Below are 16931 nucleotides of genomic sequence, written 5' to 3' on the forward strand. Positions count from 1 at the left end.
GCTGCAGGCGACGGTGACGCTGGGAAACGTCCCCCGCCACGCCCGGACCTTCGGTCCCGGCCATGCGTATCTACGTTTTTCGTAACGTCGTCTTCTTAGAGGGGAGCAGGATGTCGCACGTCGCAATGATCGCTGCCGCGCGCCGGTGGATGCCGGTCGCTCTGGCATTGGCCCTGGCTGCCTGCTCGGGCAAGGAAGAAACACCGGCTCCGGCCGCGCCGGGTGCCGCCGCCCCCGTCGCTGCGGCGCCAGCCGCACCGGCCGTGGCCGCCAAGGTGCAGTCGATGGGCACCGAACAGCTGCGCGAATCGGCCAGCCAGGCACTGCGCGAGAACCGCATGTACGCCCCGGCCGGCGACAACGCCATCGAGTATTACCTGGCACTGCGCGACAAGACCCCGGACGACGCCTCGGTGAAGAGCGCGCTGACCGACCTGCTGCCCTACACCCTGATCGCCGCCGAGCAGCACCTGGGCCGCGAAGATTTCGCCGAAGCGCAGCGGCTGGTCGCCCTGATCGAAAAGGTCGACGCCTCGGCTCCGGCCCTGCCGCGCCTGAAGGAAGGCCTGAGCAAGGGCGTGCAGGTTGCGGCCAAGCGCACCGAAGACGAGACCGAGAAGGTCAAGAAGGACGCTGAAGACCGCACCAAGCAGCTGGCCGAGCAGCAGCGCCTGACCGAACAGCGCGCCAAGGAAGCCGAGGCGGCCAAGCAGATTGCCGCGCAGCAGGATGTTGCCCGTCGTGACAGCGAGCGCCAGGAAGCCGAGCGCCAGGCCGCCGCCCGCCGCGATGCCGAGCAGAAGCAGCAGCAGGCCGCGGCGCAGCAGGCCAACGCCGCCCGCCAGGCAGCGACCGCCGCCGCGCCAAGCCTGCGCCCGGTCAGCACGCCGGCACCGCGTTACCCTGCCGACGCGCTGCGTTCGGGCACTTCCGGCGAAGTACTTGTGGAAATCACCGTCGGCACCGACGGCTCGGTGACCAATGCGCGCGTGCTGCGTGCAACGCCCTCGCGCGTCTTTGATCGCGAAGCACTCAACGCGGTCAAGCGCTGGCGCTTTGAGCCGGTCAATGCCCCGGTCACCACCCGCCGCACGCTGGTGTTCGCACCGGGCGGCTGATGCCCAAGGCGGTAGCGCCGGGCCGCGCCCGGCGGTTCTGGAGCAAGGCCCGGCATGTCCGGGCTTTGTTCGTTTCAGGCTGCGCCGTCGATCAACCGTTGCAGCGTCGGATCGCGTGCCGCCAGCACCTGGAACAGACCCAATGCGTGCAGTCCGGGCAGCAGACTGCGCAGATCGGCTTCGGCAGCGGCACGGGTGGCGGAGTCACCGGCCGGATCCTGCCAGTCGCGGACGCTGGCGAGGAAGGCGCCGACACTGCCCTTGCGCACGGTGAGACCGTTCACCTGCACGTCGTTCTGGTGATCGGGAAGGATGTCCTGCGGTTGCATGGCGTGCTCCTGGGGAATGGACGACCAGTGTCGACGCTCGCTTCCGGCCGTTCTGCCGTATAACTGCCAATCGATATGGCAGAACAGACAGTCCAGACACCCCTGATCGATCCTGCACTGGCTGATGCCAGCGCGGGGCCCGCCCTGCTCGGCACGCAGTTGGCGATGCCGGGTTCACGCCGCACCGCCCGCCACCAGCACGCGCGCGGGCAACTGCTGGGCGCCCACACGGGCCTGCTGCGGATCGAGGCGGGCGACATCCACTGGCTGCTTCCGGCCGGACACGTGGCATGGCTGCCGCCGCAGCACCCGCATGCGCTGTCCAGCATCGGCAGCTTCGATGGCTGGAGCTTGTACTTCAGCAGGGAAGCCTGCGCAGGCTTGCCCACCACACCACGCATCTTCCAGCCCAGCGACCTGCTGCAGGTGGCAGTGCCGCGGGCACTGCGGTGGTCCGGGCAGGCGTTGGATGCGGTGCAGCAGCGCCTGGCCGGTGTGATCATCGATGAGATCGCCGCCGGCACGCCTTTGCCGCTGGCCCTGCAGCAACCCAGCGATCGCCGCCTGCGTCGCATCGCCTCGGCCCTGGCGCGCGCGCCGCATGACACCCGCAGCGTCGAGGGCTGGGCCGCAGCGAGCGGCCTGTCCAGTCGCAGCCTCGCCCGCCGCTGGCAGGCCGAGACCAACATGACCCTGACCCACTGGCGGCAGCGCCTGCGCGTGCTGGTGGCGCTGCCGCGATTGCTGGCCGGTGAGCCGGTCACCACCATCGCACTGTCATTGGGCTACGACACGCCCAGCTCTTTCATCGCCGTGTTCAAGCGCGAGATGGGAGTGACGCCGGCACGGTATGGGGACGGAAACGCCTCACTGCGCTGACATGAACAAGGCCCGGGGGATGACCGGGCCTCGTTCTGCATCCGCCGGGCATGGCCCGGCGCTACCGGTTACGCTCAGCCGGAAATCGCCAGGCGTTCGTTGTGGTAACGACGCACGGCAGCAAACCACAGCACTGCGGCCAGACCCAGGCTTGCGCCGAGGTAGACCGCCCAGATGGTCGGGCTGATCGCCTCGTGGCGGATCACCTTCAACAGCATCTGGTTCTGCGACAGGAACGGCACTGCGTACTGCCACAGCTCGCTCTTCACCGGGTAGGCCATCAGCGCGTAGCCGGGCAGCATCGGCAGCAGCACCAGCCAGGTCATGTGGCTCTGCGCTTCCTTCATGCTCTTGGCCGCGGCCGAGAGGAAGGTCAGCAGCGAGGTGCCGATCAGCAGCATCGGCACCATCACCAGCAGCATCTGCAACATCGAGCCGATGTTCATGTTGAGCTGCCGGCCGACATTGCCGGGCGCGATCTGCGCACTGGCCTTGAACGCGATCAACGTCAGCAGCAACGAGGCGAAGCCGACCACGCAGGCGGCGGCGATCTTGCCGCTGACGATGGCGCTGCGCGAGCCCGGGGTCGCCAGCAGCGGCTCCAGCGATTGCCGCTCGCGCTCACCGGCGGTGGCATCCATCACCAGATAGGCGCCACCAATGAACGAGGTCAGCGTCAGCAGCACCGGCAGCAGCATCGACAGCATCATGCCGCGCTTGGCCTCGGCGCTGGCCATGTCCTGGGTAGCCACCTCCAGCGGCCGCGCCACCTGTGCGTCGACGCCACGTGCCATCAGCCGGAGCGCACCGACCTGGCCGTTGTAGGTCGCCAGGGCCGCCTGCAGGCGGGCGCTGGGTACCTCGGCGGCGCGCCGGGTACTGTCACGGATCACTTCCACCAGCGCGGGCTTGCCGTCGGCCCAGTCCTTGCTGAAATCGGGGCTGATGCGCAGCGCGACGTCGATCTCCTGCGAGCGGATCGCCTCGGCCAGATCCTTGGGCGCCGGCGCGGTGTTCAGCCCCTGCGCGGCCAGGAAACGCACCAGGTTCGGCGCATTCTCGGCACCGATGGTCGGGATCTGCAGTGGCTGTTCAATCTGGATGCGCACACGGCTTTCGGCCAGCTTGCCCATGCCCAGGATCAGCAGCGGGTACAGCAAGGGACCAAACAGCAGGGTCAGCATCAGGGTGCGGCGGTCACGCGAGAGGTCGCGCAGTTCCTTGCGCATCACCGTCATCATGGTCGACATCATGCTCATGCGTGCAGGCCCTCTTCGCTGCCGATCAGTTTCACGAACGCATCTTCCAGGTTGGGTTCGCCGGACTGCGCACGCAGTTCATCGGCGCTGCCGGCGGCCATCACCGTGCCCTTGGCGATGATCACGATGTGGTCACACAGCGCACCGACCTCCTGCATGATGTGGCTGGACAGGATCACGCAGCGCCCTTCCTCGCGCAGGCCCAGCAGGAAGCGGCGAAGTGCGCGGGTGGTCATCACGTCCAGGCCGTTGGTGGGTTCGTCGAGGATCACGTTGCGCGGATCGTGCACCAGCGCGCGGGCAATGGCGGTCTTGGTGCGCTGGCCCTGCGAGAAGCCATCGGTCTGGCGGTCGAGGATGTCGCCCATGTCCAGCGCATGCGACAGCACTTCGATGCGTTCGCGGATGCGCGACGCGGACAGGCCATGCAGCTCGCCGAAGTAAGCGATGTTCTCGCGCGCGGTCAGTCGCTTGTAGACGCCACGCGCGTCGGGCAGTACGCCGAGATGACGACGTACTTCCACCGGATTGCGGGCGGCATCGATGCCATCGACGGTGATGCTGCCTTCATCCGGCGTCATCAGCGTGTACAGCATGCGCATGGTGGTGGTCTTGCCAGCCCCGTTCGGCCCGAGCAGGCCGGTGATGCGGCCATCCTCGGCGCGGAAGCCGACATCGGCCACCGCCTGGATACGGCCAGTGCGGGTGTTGAAGGCCTTGTGCAGGTTGTCGGCGACGATCATGGGGCCCATCCGTTGAACGAGGTGAACGCCGGCACGTAGCTCAGCGTGTCCAGGCAGCTGGCATCCAGCGCCTTGGCATCGGTGGTGTCGATGAACTGGCCGAGCAGGCGCGGCATGCAACCGGCGGTCAGGGTGCCGTGGCCTTGCCCGCGGGCGACCAGCGCGCGTCCCTTCGGCAGCCCCTTGAGCACCTGTTCGGCGTAACGCGGCGGCGTCACCGGGTCCAGTTCGCCGGACAGCAGCAGCACCGGCAGATCGCTGCGCAGTGGCGCTGCCGCATCAGCCGGCGCCGGCTGATGCGGCCACACCGGGCAGGCGGCGAAGAACGCACGCGCCGCTTCCGGCCCGAACAGCGCGTCTCCGCTTTCCGCCGGCGCCTGGTAGCGCGGTGCATCTTCGCTGCAGATCACCGACCACTGCATGCCACGGTTGATCTGGAAATCCATGCTGCGGGTCGCACCGCGTACCAGCGAGGCCAGTGGCGCGTAACGCCCCTGCGCGGCCTCGTCCAGCACCAGTGGCAGCAGCGAGGAATACTGCGGTACGTAGGAGAAGGCGAACGCCAGGCCGACCACGCTGTCCGGGGTCAACACATCCTTCCGCGGCGCATTCGTGCCCGGATCGCGGTACTCGACGGTAACCGGCGTGCGGCGCAGGGTGTCCGCAACGCTGCGCAGCTGTGCGCGGGTATCGACCGGGAAGCGCTTGCTGCAGGCAACATCCTTGCGGCACTGCGCCGACTGCAGGGTGATGGCGTTGTCGAAGGTATTGGCGAATTCGCCCCCGACCACCAGATCGTTCGGCACCACGCCGTCGATGACGATGCTGCGGGTGTGCTGCGGATAGGCCGCAGCGTAGCGCTGGGCAACGCGGGTGCCGTACGAGCCGCCAACCAGGTTGAGCGTATCGGCGCCGAGCGCCTGGCGTACCGCGTCCAGATCGGCGATGGCCTCGGCGGTGGTATAGAAGCGCGGGTCGGCACGGCCCTTCAGCGACGCGGCGCAGCGCTCCGCGTACTCGCGCAGCAGCGCCTCGCTGGGCGCAGCGTCTTCATCCATCGGCAGCTCCTTGCCATCCGCGCCCAGGCAGCTGAGCGGGTTGGAGCCACCGGTGCCACGCTGGTCGATCAGGAAGATGTCGCGCTGCTTGCGCACCTGGCGCAGTGCCGTATCGACGATGACGGCGACCTCGCTGGCCGCCTGGCCAGGGCCACCGGCCAGGAAGAACACCGGGTCCGGCAGGCCGGAACCGCTGTTGCCCGACTCCAGCCAAGCCACGCGCAGATCAATCCTGCGACCCTCCGGCTTGCTCCGGTCTTCCGGCACCTGGAATGTCGCGCACTGCGCCTCGACGTTCGCGCTGGCGCCTTCGGTGGCCAGCGTACAGGGACGGAAATCGATCTGGCCGTAGCGGCGGCTGGGCGTATCGCCTGCGCCGTCGGACCCTGCCTGCGGCGGTGCGCTGCAGCCGGCAATCAGCATGCTGGCCAGCAACCCGGCCCGCGCGAAATGGTGTCGTTGCATCGTGCGTGATTCCCCTGGGAATGTTCCTGTCCACCACGACGGTGTGCCGCGGCAGATGTGACCAAACAGATGTGACCCAACTTACACGCGCCGGGCGCTGGCGGCGACAGGCGGATGTCCTAGGCCGGCGTCGGCACCGCCACCAGGCGGTTGCGGCCCTCGGCCTTGGCCCGGTACAGGGCGCTGTCGGCCAGCGCGATCAAGCCGGAAAGATCGGTCCGGCCGTCGTCCAGCACCAGCCCGATGCTGGCGGTCACCGCCACCGGACCGGTATCGAGCAGGGCGGGACGCTGCTGCAGGCCGTGGCGGATCGCGTCGGCCAGCGCCGTCGCCTCATTGCCACTGCTGCCAGGCAGCAGCAACAGGAACTCCTCGCCGCCATAGCGGCTGAGCAGATGCACGCGGCCGATCGCGCAGCGCTGCAGCATCGCGGTGAAGTGCTGCAGCACGTGGTCACCCGCCAGATGACCCCAGCGATCGTTGACCTGCTTGAAATGATCCACATCCAGCAACAGCAGCGCCAACGGCGTACCGTGCCGGCGCGCCTGTTCCAGCTGCAGCTGCCCATCCGCCAGCACCGCGCTGCGATTGAGCAGGCCGGTAAGACCATCGATCCGCGCCGCCCGACGCAGTTCCACCAGCATGCGTTCGACCAGCAGCAGCACCAGAGCGAAGCAACGGGCCAGCTCCAGCATCACCCCGGCCAGGTAGGTCACGAACATCGGCGTGCCGGTACGCATGATGTCCTCGCCGGCGTCGGCAGCCACCGGTAGGAACAGGCGCACCACGTACAGCAGGCCCTCGGCGAGGAACACCGCAGCGGCCAGCCTGCAGCTGGTGCGCTGCTGTGGCGGGGCGTGGCGCAGCAGCAGCCAGGCGATCCAGCCGTCGATGATCGCGGCGAACACACTGAATACATGCAGGCGCACCACCAGGTTCGGCCACGGCACCAGGAACAGGAAGATGCCGGTCATGAACGCGGCCACCAGCAACAGCGGTCGCCATGCCGGCAGCGGTTGGCCCAGATGCAGGGCCATGCCGCGAAGCAACAGCACCGCGCAGGCGGCCATCGCCGCGTTGCCGGCCAGAATCGCTGGCACCTGCGGCAGGTAGGGACGCAGCGCCAGCAAGGTCACCCCCAGCGTCAGGGCCCACAGGCTCAGCGTCCACAGCCGCAACACCGGTTGCCCGCGCAGCACCACCAGCAGCAACGAGAACCCCAGCGCGATGCCCACGCAGAGCAGGAAGCCAAGCACGGCGACGGTGGGGAAATCCAGGGACATGCGGCGCTGGAAGGAAGGCGGCGCGCGCATCTTAGCGCCTTGTGGCGGCCGCACGGACCGTCGCACTTGGGCAGGGGCAGGCGCGCCATCGAATCCGGTGGCGGAAAATGGCGAGCACGCAGCCCGTGTCGCCGACAGAATGCGCGGAAAACCGGGAGACACTCCATGCATTCGTGGCAACTCAGTGGCATCGACCACCAGCCGTTCGAAGCGCTTTTCGAAACCAACGACGACGCCTTGGCCGCACAGGGAATCGTGCGGCGACGCGCCGGCGACAGCGGCGGCTACCCCTGCAGGGTCAGCCTGACCGACGCGCCTGCGGGTGCGGAAGTGCTTCTGCTGCCATACACACACCTGGCCTCGCAGTCGCCCTACCGCGCCTCGGGCCCGATCTTCGTGCAGCGTGGTGCCATCCGCTGCGTGCTGCCGGCAGGCGTGGTACCTGCCTACGTGCACCGTCGGCTGATGTCAGTGCGTGCCTATGACAGCGCGGACTTCATGCTGAGCGGCCTGGTCTGCCAGGGCACCGAGGTTGCTGCGCACCTGGACCGGTTGTTCGCCGATGCGACGGTGGCCTTCGTGCAACTGCACAACGCAGGGCATGGATGCTTTTCGTGCCAGGTGGATCGGGCCGGCAATCAACGGTCATGACGGTGCGCACGAACGTGATCGTTGCCGCGCTGCAGGCGTGACCGCCAACGCATTCGTTCAGTGTGGCGTGAAGCCTGCGGGAAAGGCTTCACACACGTAGTCACGGATCGGCGTTGACGTGGTTTCCCGCGGTGCATTGCCGCTCGATACTCGCGGCGGTACCGCCCACTGTCCGTCGCGTGGCACAGCGCGGCTGCTGCGGTCACCGCTCCCTTCGACGATCACAAGGATGCGCCATGTCTCTGCGATACACCCCCTTGCTGCTGGCTACCGCCTTCGTTGGCGCCGGTGTTGGCGTTGCCGGCAACGCGGCCGCACACGGCACGATGATCACCCCGGTCAGCCGCGTCTATGCCTGTTTTCAGGGCAACCCGGAAAACCCCACCAACCCGGCCTGCGCGGCCGCCAAGGCAGTGGCCGGCTCGCAGGCGTTCTACGACTGGAACGGCATCAACCAGGCCAACGCCAACGGCAACCACCAGGCCGTGGTGCCCGACGGCAAGCTGTGCAGCGGCAACAACCCGACTTTCCGCGGCCTGGACCTGGATCGCAGCGACTGGCAGACCACGCCGATCCAGCCGGATGCGAACGGCAGGTTCACCTTCGTGTTCAAGGCCACCGCCCCGCATGCCACGCGTGACTGGAAGTTCTTCGTCACCCGCGCCGGCTGGCAGCCCGGCAGCCCGCTGCGCTGGGCCGACCTGCAGGAATTCTGCTCGCTGGGCAATACGCCGCTGTCGGCCGATGGCACCTACAAGCTGCAATGCACGCTGCCGCAGCGCAGCGGCCAGCATGTGATCTACAACACCTGGCAGCGCTCGGATTCGACCGAAGCGTTCTACACCTGCATGGATGTGCGCTTTGAAGGCGGCGGCGCTACCACGCCGGTGCCGCAGTGGCAGGATGCCGGGCCGGTCACCGCGCGTACCGAGCTGCCGGTCGGCACCACGTTGGCGCTGCGTGTGTTCAATGCCAACGGCAACGATGTGGAACGTGTGGAAGCCACGCTCGCCGCAGGCCAGACCGCGCCAGCGCAGTGGCCGCTGGCGCTGGCCCGCAAGGTCAATGCCAGTGCCCAGCATGCGCGCGTGGGGGTGCTCAGCAACGGCGCGATCACGCCGATCGCCTCGGCCACCGACAACCGCGTGTACCTGAAGGACGGCAACCGCTTCCAGCTGGACACGAAGGTGCCGGACCCGGGCACGCCGTCGCCCGGCGGCGACTTCGACCATGTGTATCCGGCCGGCATCGGCAGCTACGTACCCGGGCAGACCGTGGTGAAGAGCAGCGACGGCAAGCTCTACGCCTGCCGCCCGTTCCCGGAAGGTGCGTGGTGCAACGTCAATGCCGAGGCGTACCGGCCGGGCGTGGGCTCGGCGTGGCGCGATGCCTGGGTGCCGTACTGAGTGAGTGAGAGATGGAGCGGGAGCGGCGCGCACGTGCCGCCCCGCTTCTGCAATCGGGCAGATGCAGACCCGCGGGTACAACATGAAGTGTTAACCCGTTCGCGCAGGCAATGCACATTGCGTCGCAACCTGCAGCTTTTCGGAATCGTTGAATGGATGGCGCTGTGCATCGTGTGGAGACTCGCTGGTCCTTCCACCGTTCACGGGATCCCCACCATGCAACCGCTCAATCGACTTGCTCTCGCGGTGGCTGCCATCGCCAGCCTGGGCGCCTCTGCCAGCGCGCTGGCACACGGCACCATGTCCAAACCCAGCAGCCGGGTCTATGCCTGCTACCAGGGCAATCCGGAGAACCCGACCAATCCGGCGTGCGCCGCCGCAAAAGCGATCGGCGGTGCACAGCCCTTCTATGACTGGTCCGGCATCAACCAGGCCAATGCCAACGGCAATCACCAGGCCGTGGTGCCGGACGGACAGTTGTGCAGCGGTGGCAACAGCAAGTACCGCGGCCTGGATCTGGATCGGTCCGACTGGTCGACCACGCCGATCCGCGCCGATGGCAACGGCCGCTACACCTTTGAATTCCTTGCGCCCGCCCCGCATGCCACCCGTGACTGGAAGTTCTATGTGACGCGCGAAGGATGGCAGCCGGGTTCGCCCGTGGGCTGGTCGGATCTGCAGGAGTTCTGCACCTTGGGCAACGTGCCGCTGTCGGAAGGTGGTGTCTACAAGCTGGATTGCCCGTTGCCCCAGCGCACCGGCCAGCATCTGATCTACAACACCTGGCAGCGCTCGGATTCGGCCGAGGCGTTCTACACCTGCATGGACGTGCGTTTCGAGGGGGGCGGTGTGACGCCGCCGCCGCAATGGCACGATGCCGGCCCTGTCACCGCGCGCGGAGCCCTGGACGCGGGTACGACCCTCACCCTGCGCGTGTTCAACGCGAACGGCAATGATCTGGAACGCATCGACACCACGCTGACCACTGGCCAGACGCTGCCAACGCAGTGGCCGCTGACGTTGGCCCGTGCGGTCAATGCAGGTGCGCGGCATGCCCGCATCGGCCTGCTGGAGAACGGTGTGATCACGCCGATTGCCTCAGCAACGGCGAACCGCGTCTACCTGGCGCAGGGGCATCGGTTCCAGCTGGATACGAAGGTGCCCGATCCGGTGCAGCCGCCGGGCGACTTCGATTTCATCTATCCGGCCGGCATCGGCAGCTACGTGCCCGGGCAGACCGTGGTGAAGAGCAGCGACGGCAAGCTCTACGCCTGCCGCCCGTTCCCGGAAGGCGCGTGGTGCAACGTCAATGCCGAGGCGTACCGGCCGGGCGTGGGCTCGGCCTGGCGCGATGCCTGGGTGCCGTACTGACCGGGAAGGAGCCGGGGGCAGCCGCTGGCTGCCTCCACTGATCACAGCGGCCTGCACTCGCAACGGCCATCCAGAAGGCAGATGCAGATGAACTACGTGAAATGGGACCTTGGAATCCTGCAGGCGGGTGACGTGATTGAAATCACCCTGACCCGCGCCGCCAATGTCCGCTTGATGACACCAAGCAATCTGGCCAGTTACCGGAATGGGCGGCGGCATCAGTTCCACGGCGGACTGGTCAACACGTCACCCTTCCACCTCACGGTCCCTTCTTCGGGCCCATGGCATCTGACCATAGACACGGCCGGACTGGCGGGCAGCACCCAAGCCTCGGTGCAGGTACTGCCGCGCCCCTTGCCACCGGCCTGATCCCGGCGGCAGCGGGCTTACTTGCTGCTGACGTACTTCTCGCGGCGGATCTGCGGATTGCCCAGGCCCGCCGCCTTCAGCGCTTCGGCGCAGGCGTCGACCATGTCCGGGTTGCCGCACAGGTAGGCGATGTCGGTGGCCGGGTCCGGTGTGAATTCCGCCAGCGCCTGCTGCACGTAGCCATGGTGTACATCCGGGTGCGGCTCGGCCGGCAGTTCCCGCGACAGGCACGGCACATACCGGAAGTTCGGGTGCTTTTCGGCGAAGCTGTAGAAGTCTTCGCTGTACAGCAGCTCGCCCGGGCTGCGTGCACCCTGCAGCAGGACCACCTGCACGCCGCGCTCGGCCATCGCCGTTGCCAGCAACGGCAGCATCGAGCGGTACGGGGTGACGCCGGTGCCGGTGGCGATCAGCAGGTAGCGGCCGTTGTGGTCGCCCGGATTCAGGCAGAACCGGCCGTAGGGGCCGGACGCGCTGACCTGGCCGCCAATGTCCAGCGCCTCGAACAGCGCCGTGGCGGCGCCGCCGGGGACGAAGCTGACCGCGATATCCACCGCCTCGCCTGGCCCCAGCGCGTGGTCGTGGATGGTCGCCAGCGAATAGCTGCGCTTGGTTTCGGTGCCATCGGCGTAGCTGAAATGGACCTGGATGAACTGGCCGGGCTGGAAATCCAGCGGCTGGCCGTCGTCACGCACGAACTGGTAATGGCCGATGGAGGGCGCCAGCATGCGGCGGTCGACCAGTTTGATGGGGAATTGGACAGGCACGACTTTTCGGGACAGTGTGTAGCCGGGGCAAGCCCTCGGGGTCTTCTATAATAGACCTTCCCCGCCCCTCTCCAGCGCCAGCCCATGGGCGCGAAGGCTTCGAGCTTGGCTTCCCAGAACGATACGGCGCCCGCCCTGCGCGTGCGCGACCTGCGTAAAACCTATGACAACGGCACCCAGGCCCTGAAAGGGGTCTCGCTGGAAGTGGCCCCGGGCGACTTCTTCGCCCTGCTGGGCCCGAACGGCGCCGGCAAGTCCACCCTGATCGGCATCATCAGCTCCCTGGTCAACCTCAGCGAGGGCCAGGTGGAGGTGTTCGGCAGCGACCTGGTGCGCAACCGCAGCGCCACCATGCGCCTGATCGGGCTGGTGCCGCAGGAGATCAACTTCAACCTGTTCGAAAAGCCCTTCGACATCCTGGTGAACTACGCCGGCTTCTACGGCGTGCCGCGCGCGGAAGCCGAGCAGATGGCCGAGGTCGAGCTCAAGCGCGCCCACCTGTGGGAGAAGGCGCAGGTGATGAGCCGCACCCTGTCCGGTGGCATGAAGCGCCGGCTGATGATCGCCCGCGCGATGATGACCCGCCCGCGCCTGCTGATCCTGGACGAACCGACCGCCGGCGTTGACATCGAGATCCGCCGCGACATGTGGCGGGTGCTGAAGGAGATCAACGCCGCCGGCACCACGATCATCCTGACCACCCACTACCTGGAAGAGGCCGAGCATCTGTGCCGCAACCTGGCCATCATCGACCATGGCCAGATCGTCACCCAGGGCCCGATGCGCGAACTGCTGGCCAAGCTTGATGTGGAAGGCTTCCTGCTGGACATCGACGGCGCCCTGCCGGCCCAGCTGCCGGTGATCGAGGGTGCGACCCTTATCGCCACCGACAGCCACACGCTGGACATCGACATGCCGCGCGCGATGGATCTGAACCGCGTGTTCGAGGCACTGAACGCAGCGGGCATCCGCGTGCGTTCGATGCGTACCAAGAGCAACCGCCTGGAGGAACTGTTCGTGCGCCTCACCGGCAACCAGGAGACATCCGCATGAGCAGCACCCCGACCCCGGTCCTGACCGACGGCCAGCGCAACCGCATCGCACTGATGACCATCGTGCGCCGCGAAGTCGCCCGCATCATGCGCATCTGGGGCCAGACCCTGGTGCCGCCGGCGATCACCATGACCCTGTACTTCCTGATCTTCGGCGGCCTGATCGGCTCGCGCGTGGGCGACATGGGCGGCTACACCTACATGCAGTTCATCGTGCCGGGCCTGGTGATGATGAGCGTGATCCAGAACAGTTACGGCAACATCAGTTCGTCGTTCTTCGGCGCCAAGTTCGGTCGCCACGTGGAAGAACTGCTGGTCAGCCCGATGCCGAACTGGGTGATCCTGTGGGGCTACGTGGCCGGTGCGGTGCTGCGCGGGCTGATGGTCGGCGTGATCGTGCTGATCATCGCGATGTTCTTCACCCCGGTGCGCATTCCGCATCCGCTGGTGACGCTGACCACGGTGATCCTGGGCGCGACGATCTTCTCGCTGGCCGGCTTCATCAACGCGGTGTATGCGAAGAAGTTCGACGACGTGGCAATCGTGCCGACCTTCATCCTGACCCCGCTGACCTACCTGGGCGGCGTGTTCTATTCGGTGAAGCTGCTGCCGCCATGGGCGGAGGCGGCCACGCACGCGAACCCGATCTTCTACATGGTCAACGCGTTCCGCTATGGCCTGCTGGGCAGCAGCGATGTGCCGGTGGTGGTGGCGTATGCGCTGATGATCGGTTTCGTGGTGGTGCTGACGGCGCTGGCGCTGTGGTTGTTGAAGCGTGGCGTAGGCATGCGCAGCTGAGGATGTCCTGCAGGGCCTGCGGCCCTGCACCCGCGGTGGTAGTGCCGGCCGCTGGCCGGCAACGTCAACGTCAAAAGCGAGCTATCCGTGGGATGGCGGGGTGGGTCCGGTGGCGGGGGACGCCGTGAACCCATCCATGGGGGCTTGGCCGCGGCATCCATGCCGCGGACACCCCCGCCACCGGACCCACCCCGCCTTTGACAGTTTCCCGATGCTGTTGGAACGGCGGTCTTTGCTGCTGTTGGTGGGTGTCGACCTTGGTCGACACGGCAGATCCACGCCATGCGTGGATGGCTGGAGATCATGTAGAGCCGAGCCAATGCTCGGCTCTTTTTGTTTGCGATCTGATGGATGTGGATCCACGGGAAAGATGATCGAGAGAACCGAGCGGAGCGACCCGCTGTTGCTTTTGATTTTCTTCTTTGTTTTCCGCGGTGGACGCACACGGAAACCGTCAGGGGTCGGGCGGGGTGGGCTCGCGGGGGTGTCCGCCGCATGGATGCGGCGGCCAAGCCTACAGGGACGTATTCACGGCGTCCCCGCGAGCCCACCCCGCCCGACCCAAACACGGCTTATGCTTCAAACCACCACGAGGGGCGCAGCCGTTGGCCGCGAACTCCGGCACAATCACGGCAGTGAATTCCCCAACTGCGGTGAGCGTGCAATGCGTATCCTGATCCTCGGCGCCGGCGGTACCGGCGGTTACTTCGGTGGTCGCCTGGCCCAGGCGGGCGTGGACGTGACCTTCCTCGTGCGCCCGGCCCGCGCCGCGCAACTGGATCGTGATGGCCTGGTGCTGCGCAGCCCGGTGGGTGACGCCACGTTCCCGGTGCAGCATGTCACCGCTGAAGCTCTGCCTGCGCTGGCTGCGGAACAACCGTTCGATCTGGTGATCCTCAGCTGCAAGGCCTACGACCTGGACAGCTCGATCGATGCCATCGCACCGGCCGTGGGTGCGGGTACCACCGTGCTGCCGATCCTCAACGGCCTGCATCACTACAACGCGCTCGACGCACGCTTCGGTCGCGATGCAGTGCTCGGTGGGCTGTGCTTCATCAGTGCCACCAAGGCGCCCGATGGTGCCGTGCTGCACCTGGGCAAGCCGGCCAAGCTGACCTTCGGCGAACGCGATGGCGGTGCGGTCTCCGCGCGCGTGCAGGCATTCGCTGCAGCCTGTGCACAGGCGAATCTCGATCATCTGGCCAGCGAACACATCGGCCAGGAACAGTGGATCAAGTACACGTTCCTCACCGCGCTGGCGGCGGCTACCTGCCTGCTGCGCGCGGACATCGGCACCATCATGGCCACCGACGACGGCGACGCCATCGTGCGTGGGCTCTACGACGAATGCCTGGCGGTGGCCGAAGCCGCGGGCGAACCGGTGCCGCAGGCTGCGCAGGACACCGCGCGCGGCACCCTGACCCAGGCGGGTTCGGCGTTGAAGGCGTCGATGCTGCGCGACCTGGAAGCGGGCCAGCAGGTGGAAGCCGCGCAGATCGTTGGCGACATGCTGGCGCGTGCGCGCGCCGCGGGCCAGGAAGCGTTGCTGCTGCAGGTGGCCTACAGCAGCCTGCAGGCCTATCAGGCCCAGCGCGCGGCGTGATCCGATGAACCTGCCTGGCCCGTTGCCGAAGCGCGTACTGATCCTCGGCATGGGCTGGAGTGGGCGCGTGTTGGCTGCGCACCTTCAGGCCCAAGGCGTGCGGGTGGAAGGCACGGTGCGCGATCCGGCGTCAGCACCTGACGATGGCCTGCAGCGCCATCAGCTGCAGGCCGACGCTGCGCTCTCACCCGCCCTGCTCGCTGCCATCGCACACGCCGACGCGGTGCTGTGCAGCGTGCCACCCGATGCCGAGGGCGACCCGGCACTGCGACTGCTGCATGCCGCGCTGCGCGACAGCGCGTCACTGCGATGGCTCGGCTACCTGTCATCGACCTCGGTCTATGGTGATCGCGACGGTGGCTGGATCGACGCGAGCAGCGTTGCCGATGCCACAGAACCCGTGGGCATGCAGCGTCAACTCGCCGAATCGCAGTGGCGTGCGCTGGCGGAGGCGCGCGGCATCGCCTCGGCCGTGTTCCGCCTGCCTGGCCTCTATGGCCCAGGGCGTAATGCGCTGCTGCAGTTGGCGCAGGGCCGCGCGCGGCACGTGGTGCGGCCAGGGCTCGTGTTCAATCGCCTGCATGTCGAAGACCTGGCAACGGTGGTGATCGCCGCGATGCGCCGCCCCATGGCCAATGCGCTGTATCTGCCGAGCGATGACGAGCCGGCGCCGTCGCAGGATGTACTGGCCTTCGCCGCGCAGCTGGGGGGCTTTGCCCTGCCGCCCGCAGTGGCCTGGGATGATCCATCGCTCAGTGCGACGTTGCGGCGCTTCTACCAGAGCAACAAGCGCATCGACAGCCGCGGCACGCGCGAGGCGCTGGAGTGGACACCGCGGTTTCCGAGCTATCGCGAAGGACTGACGGATCTTGCCGCTTCGCTCGCCGGGCATGGCCCGGCGCTACCGGATCCGGGCGTTCCCGGCTGACGGGTAGTGCCGGTCAGGCAGCGTCGGGCAGGCGGAAGAACGCACGCGTGGCGGCCGTGGCGTTCGCCGCCGTGGTCTGCACATCCTCGCCACGGTCCCGCGCCAGCTCTTCCACGATGTGCGACAGGAACACCGGTTCGTTGCGGCGGTCCTTCGGCATCGGCTTCAAGGTGCGCGGCAGCAGGTAGGGCGCATCAGTCTCGATCATCAGGCGATTGGCCGGAATGTTCTTCACCAGCTCGCGCAGGTGGCCACCGCGGCGCTCGTCGCACAGCCAGCCGGTGATGCCGATGTACCAGTCCTGGTCCAGGTAATCGAACAGCTCCTGCCGCTCGCCGGTGAAGCAATGCACCACGGCCGGACCGATGCGGCCTTCGAAGTTCTTCATCTGCGCCATGAAATCGGCATGCGCATCGCGCTGGTGCAGGAACAACGACTTGCCGTTGTCCGCAGCCAGCTGCAGCTGGCGCTCGAACGCGCGGTGCTGCGCCGGGCGCGGCGAGAAGTCGCGGAAATAGTCCAGCCCGCACTCGCCCACCGCCACGACTTCAGCGTGGGCATGCAGCGCGCGCATCTCCGCATCGCACTCGTCGGTGTACTCCACCGCGTGGTGCGGATGCACGCCGGCGGTGGCGTACAGGAAGCCGGGGTGCTGCTGCGCCAGCTGCAGGGCCAGCGGCGAATGCTCGCGACTGGCACCGGTAATGATCATCTGCACCACACCGGCCTGCCGAGCGCGGTCCAGCACGGCCTCGCGGTCGCGGTCGAAGGAGTCGTGGGTCAGGTTGGCGCCGATATCGATCAGATGCATGGGGGCAGCAGGGGCAGGAAAACCCGCGCATTGTACCCGTG

At 67.3% G+C, this 16931-nt stretch carries 17 protein-coding genes; 10 read left to right on the forward strand and 7 right to left on the reverse strand.

Features of this window, described 5'->3' with window-relative positions; translation table 11 throughout:
- Nucleotides 1-110 precede the first annotated feature (110 nt).
- A complete protein-coding gene (locus QP457_RS20610) occupies nt 111-1118 on the forward strand; it encodes an energy transducer TonB (RefSeq protein WP_180165035.1) in 1008 nt (335 codons plus the stop codon).
- Between the two features lie 74 nt (nt 1119-1192).
- On the opposite strand, the gene QP457_RS20615 is transcribed toward QP457_RS20610, so the two are convergent.
- Nucleotides 1193-1447, reverse strand: coding sequence for a hypothetical protein (locus QP457_RS20615; protein ID WP_180165033.1), 255 nt, complete (start codon nt 1445-1447; stop codon nt 1193-1195).
- Between the two features lie 75 nt (nt 1448-1522).
- On the opposite strand from QP457_RS20615, the gene QP457_RS20620 reads away from it, so the two are divergent.
- Complete coding sequence (locus QP457_RS20620) at nt 1523-2326, forward strand: helix-turn-helix transcriptional regulator (protein WP_205404507.1); 804 nt, start codon at nt 1523-1525, stop codon at nt 2324-2326.
- 74 nt (nt 2327-2400) lie between these two features.
- Here QP457_RS20620 and QP457_RS20625 read toward each other — a convergent pair whose 3' ends face one another.
- From QP457_RS20625 to QP457_RS20640, 4 genes are all read right to left on the reverse strand, one after another.
- The gene (locus tag QP457_RS20625; protein WP_100553959.1) at nt 2401-3585 is read right to left on the reverse strand and encodes an ABC transporter permease; all 1185 of its coding nucleotides are present in this window, start codon (nt 3583-3585) and stop codon (nt 2401-2403) included.
- Nucleotides 3582-4328, reverse strand: a complete 747-nt coding sequence (locus QP457_RS20630; protein WP_100462046.1) for an ATP-binding cassette domain-containing protein — start codon at nt 4326-4328, stop codon at nt 3582-3584. The genes QP457_RS20625 and QP457_RS20630 overlap by 4 nt, the downstream gene beginning before the upstream one ends.
- The gene (locus QP457_RS20635) at nt 4325-5851 is read right to left on the reverse strand and encodes an alpha/beta hydrolase (RefSeq protein WP_205404508.1); all 1527 of its coding nucleotides are present in this window, start codon (nt 5849-5851) and stop codon (nt 4325-4327) included. Before QP457_RS20635 ends, QP457_RS20630 begins: the two co-directional genes overlap by 4 nt.
- Nucleotides 5852-5970: 119 nt before the next feature.
- Complete coding sequence (locus QP457_RS20640) at nt 5971-7134, reverse strand: GGDEF domain-containing protein (RefSeq protein ID WP_205404577.1); 1164 nt, start codon at nt 7132-7134, stop codon at nt 5971-5973.
- Between the two features lie 165 nt (nt 7135-7299).
- On the opposite strand from QP457_RS20640, the gene QP457_RS20645 reads away from it, so the two are divergent.
- From QP457_RS20645 to QP457_RS20660, 4 genes are all read left to right on the forward strand, one after another.
- Nucleotides 7300-7785 (forward strand): DUF1203 domain-containing protein, encoded by a 486-nt coding sequence (locus QP457_RS20645; protein ID WP_205404509.1) that lies wholly within the window; start codon nt 7300-7302, stop codon nt 7783-7785.
- A gap of 236 nt (nt 7786-8021) precedes the next feature.
- Nucleotides 8022-9191 (forward strand): lytic polysaccharide monooxygenase, encoded by a 1170-nt coding sequence (locus QP457_RS20650; protein WP_205404510.1) that lies wholly within the window; start codon nt 8022-8024, stop codon nt 9189-9191.
- A gap of 216 nt (nt 9192-9407) precedes the next feature.
- A complete protein-coding gene (locus tag QP457_RS20655; protein ID WP_205404511.1) occupies nt 9408-10562 on the forward strand; it encodes a lytic polysaccharide monooxygenase in 1155 nt (384 codons plus the stop codon).
- Nucleotides 10563-10643: 81 nt separating this feature from the next.
- On the forward strand, nt 10644-10931 hold the full coding sequence (locus QP457_RS20660) for a DUF1883 domain-containing protein (RefSeq protein WP_205404512.1): 288 nt from the start codon (nt 10644-10646) through the stop codon (nt 10929-10931).
- Nucleotides 10932-10948: 17 nt separating this feature from the next.
- On the opposite strand, the gene QP457_RS20665 is transcribed toward QP457_RS20660, so the two are convergent.
- On the reverse strand, nt 10949-11698 hold the full coding sequence (locus tag QP457_RS20665; protein ID WP_089237690.1) for a ferredoxin--NADP reductase: 750 nt from the start codon (nt 11696-11698) through the stop codon (nt 10949-10951).
- Between the two features lie 84 nt (nt 11699-11782).
- Between QP457_RS20665 and QP457_RS20670 the strand changes: the two genes are divergently transcribed.
- From QP457_RS20670 to QP457_RS20685, 4 genes are all read left to right on the forward strand, one after another.
- Nucleotides 11783-12751, forward strand: a complete 969-nt coding sequence (locus tag QP457_RS20670; protein ID WP_162291996.1) for an ABC transporter ATP-binding protein — start codon at nt 11783-11785, stop codon at nt 12749-12751.
- Nucleotides 12748-13548: an ABC transporter permease gene (locus tag QP457_RS20675; protein WP_099819852.1), complete on the forward strand. Its 801-nt coding sequence runs from the start codon at nt 12748-12750 to the stop codon at nt 13546-13548. Before QP457_RS20670 ends, QP457_RS20675 begins: the two co-directional genes overlap by 4 nt.
- A 664-nt stretch (nt 13549-14212) precedes the next feature.
- A complete protein-coding gene (gene panE, locus QP457_RS20680) occupies nt 14213-15151 on the forward strand; it encodes a 2-dehydropantoate 2-reductase (protein WP_180165021.1) in 939 nt (312 codons plus the stop codon).
- Between the two features lie 4 nt (nt 15152-15155).
- Nucleotides 15156-16079: an NAD-dependent epimerase/dehydratase family protein gene (locus QP457_RS20685; RefSeq protein WP_205404513.1), complete on the forward strand. Its 924-nt coding sequence runs from the start codon at nt 15156-15158 to the stop codon at nt 16077-16079.
- 13 nt (nt 16080-16092) lie between these two features.
- Here QP457_RS20685 and QP457_RS20690 read toward each other — a convergent pair whose 3' ends face one another.
- Nucleotides 16093-16890 (reverse strand): TatD family hydrolase, encoded by a 798-nt coding sequence (locus QP457_RS20690; RefSeq protein WP_205404514.1) that lies wholly within the window; start codon nt 16888-16890, stop codon nt 16093-16095.
- Nucleotides 16891-16931: the final 41 nt, after the last annotated feature.

The organism is Stenotrophomonas sp. As-7 (assembly GCF_030291015.1).
Taxonomy (GTDB): domain Bacteria; phylum Pseudomonadota; class Gammaproteobacteria; order Xanthomonadales; family Xanthomonadaceae; genus Stenotrophomonas; species Stenotrophomonas lactitubi.

Coding starts and splice junctions, on each gene's coding strand:
- QP457_RS20650 (WP_205404510.1), top strand. CDS start 8,022: ATGTCTCTGCGATACACCCCCTTGCTGCTGGCTACCGCCTTCGTTGGC.
- QP457_RS20670 (WP_162291996.1), top strand. CDS start 11,783: ATGGGCGCGAAGGCTTCGAGCTTGGCTTCCCAGAACGATACGGCGCCC.
- QP457_RS20645 (WP_205404509.1), top strand. CDS start 7,300: ATGCATTCGTGGCAACTCAGTGGCATCGACCACCAGCCGTTCGAAGCG.
- QP457_RS20660 (WP_205404512.1), top strand. CDS start 10,644: ATGCAGATGAACTACGTGAAATGGGACCTTGGAATCCTGCAGGCGGGT.
- QP457_RS20675 (WP_099819852.1), top strand. CDS start 12,748: ATGAGCAGCACCCCGACCCCGGTCCTGACCGACGGCCAGCGCAACCGC.
- QP457_RS20635 (WP_205404508.1), bottom strand. CDS start 5,851: ATGCAACGACACCATTTCGCGCGGGCCGGGTTGCTGGCCAGCATGCTG.
- QP457_RS20630 (WP_100462046.1), bottom strand. CDS start 4,328: ATGATCGTCGCCGACAACCTGCACAAGGCCTTCAACACCCGCACTGGC.
- panE (WP_180165021.1), top strand. CDS start 14,213: ATGCGTATCCTGATCCTCGGCGCCGGCGGTACCGGCGGTTACTTCGGT.
- QP457_RS20620 (WP_205404507.1), top strand. CDS start 1,523: ATGGCAGAACAGACAGTCCAGACACCCCTGATCGATCCTGCACTGGCT.
- QP457_RS20625 (WP_100553959.1), bottom strand. CDS start 3,585: ATGAGCATGATGTCGACCATGATGACGGTGATGCGCAAGGAACTGCGC.
- QP457_RS20610 (WP_180165035.1), top strand. CDS start 111: ATGTCGCACGTCGCAATGATCGCTGCCGCGCGCCGGTGGATGCCGGTC.
- QP457_RS20615 (WP_180165033.1), bottom strand. CDS start 1,447: ATGCAACCGCAGGACATCCTTCCCGATCACCAGAACGACGTGCAGGTG.
- QP457_RS20685 (WP_205404513.1), top strand. CDS start 15,156: ATGAACCTGCCTGGCCCGTTGCCGAAGCGCGTACTGATCCTCGGCATG.
- QP457_RS20655 (WP_205404511.1), top strand. CDS start 9,408: ATGCAACCGCTCAATCGACTTGCTCTCGCGGTGGCTGCCATCGCCAGC.
- QP457_RS20690 (WP_205404514.1), bottom strand. CDS start 16,890: ATGCATCTGATCGATATCGGCGCCAACCTGACCCACGACTCCTTCGAC.
- QP457_RS20640 (WP_205404577.1), bottom strand. CDS start 7,134: ATGTCCCTGGATTTCCCCACCGTCGCCGTGCTTGGCTTCCTGCTCTGC.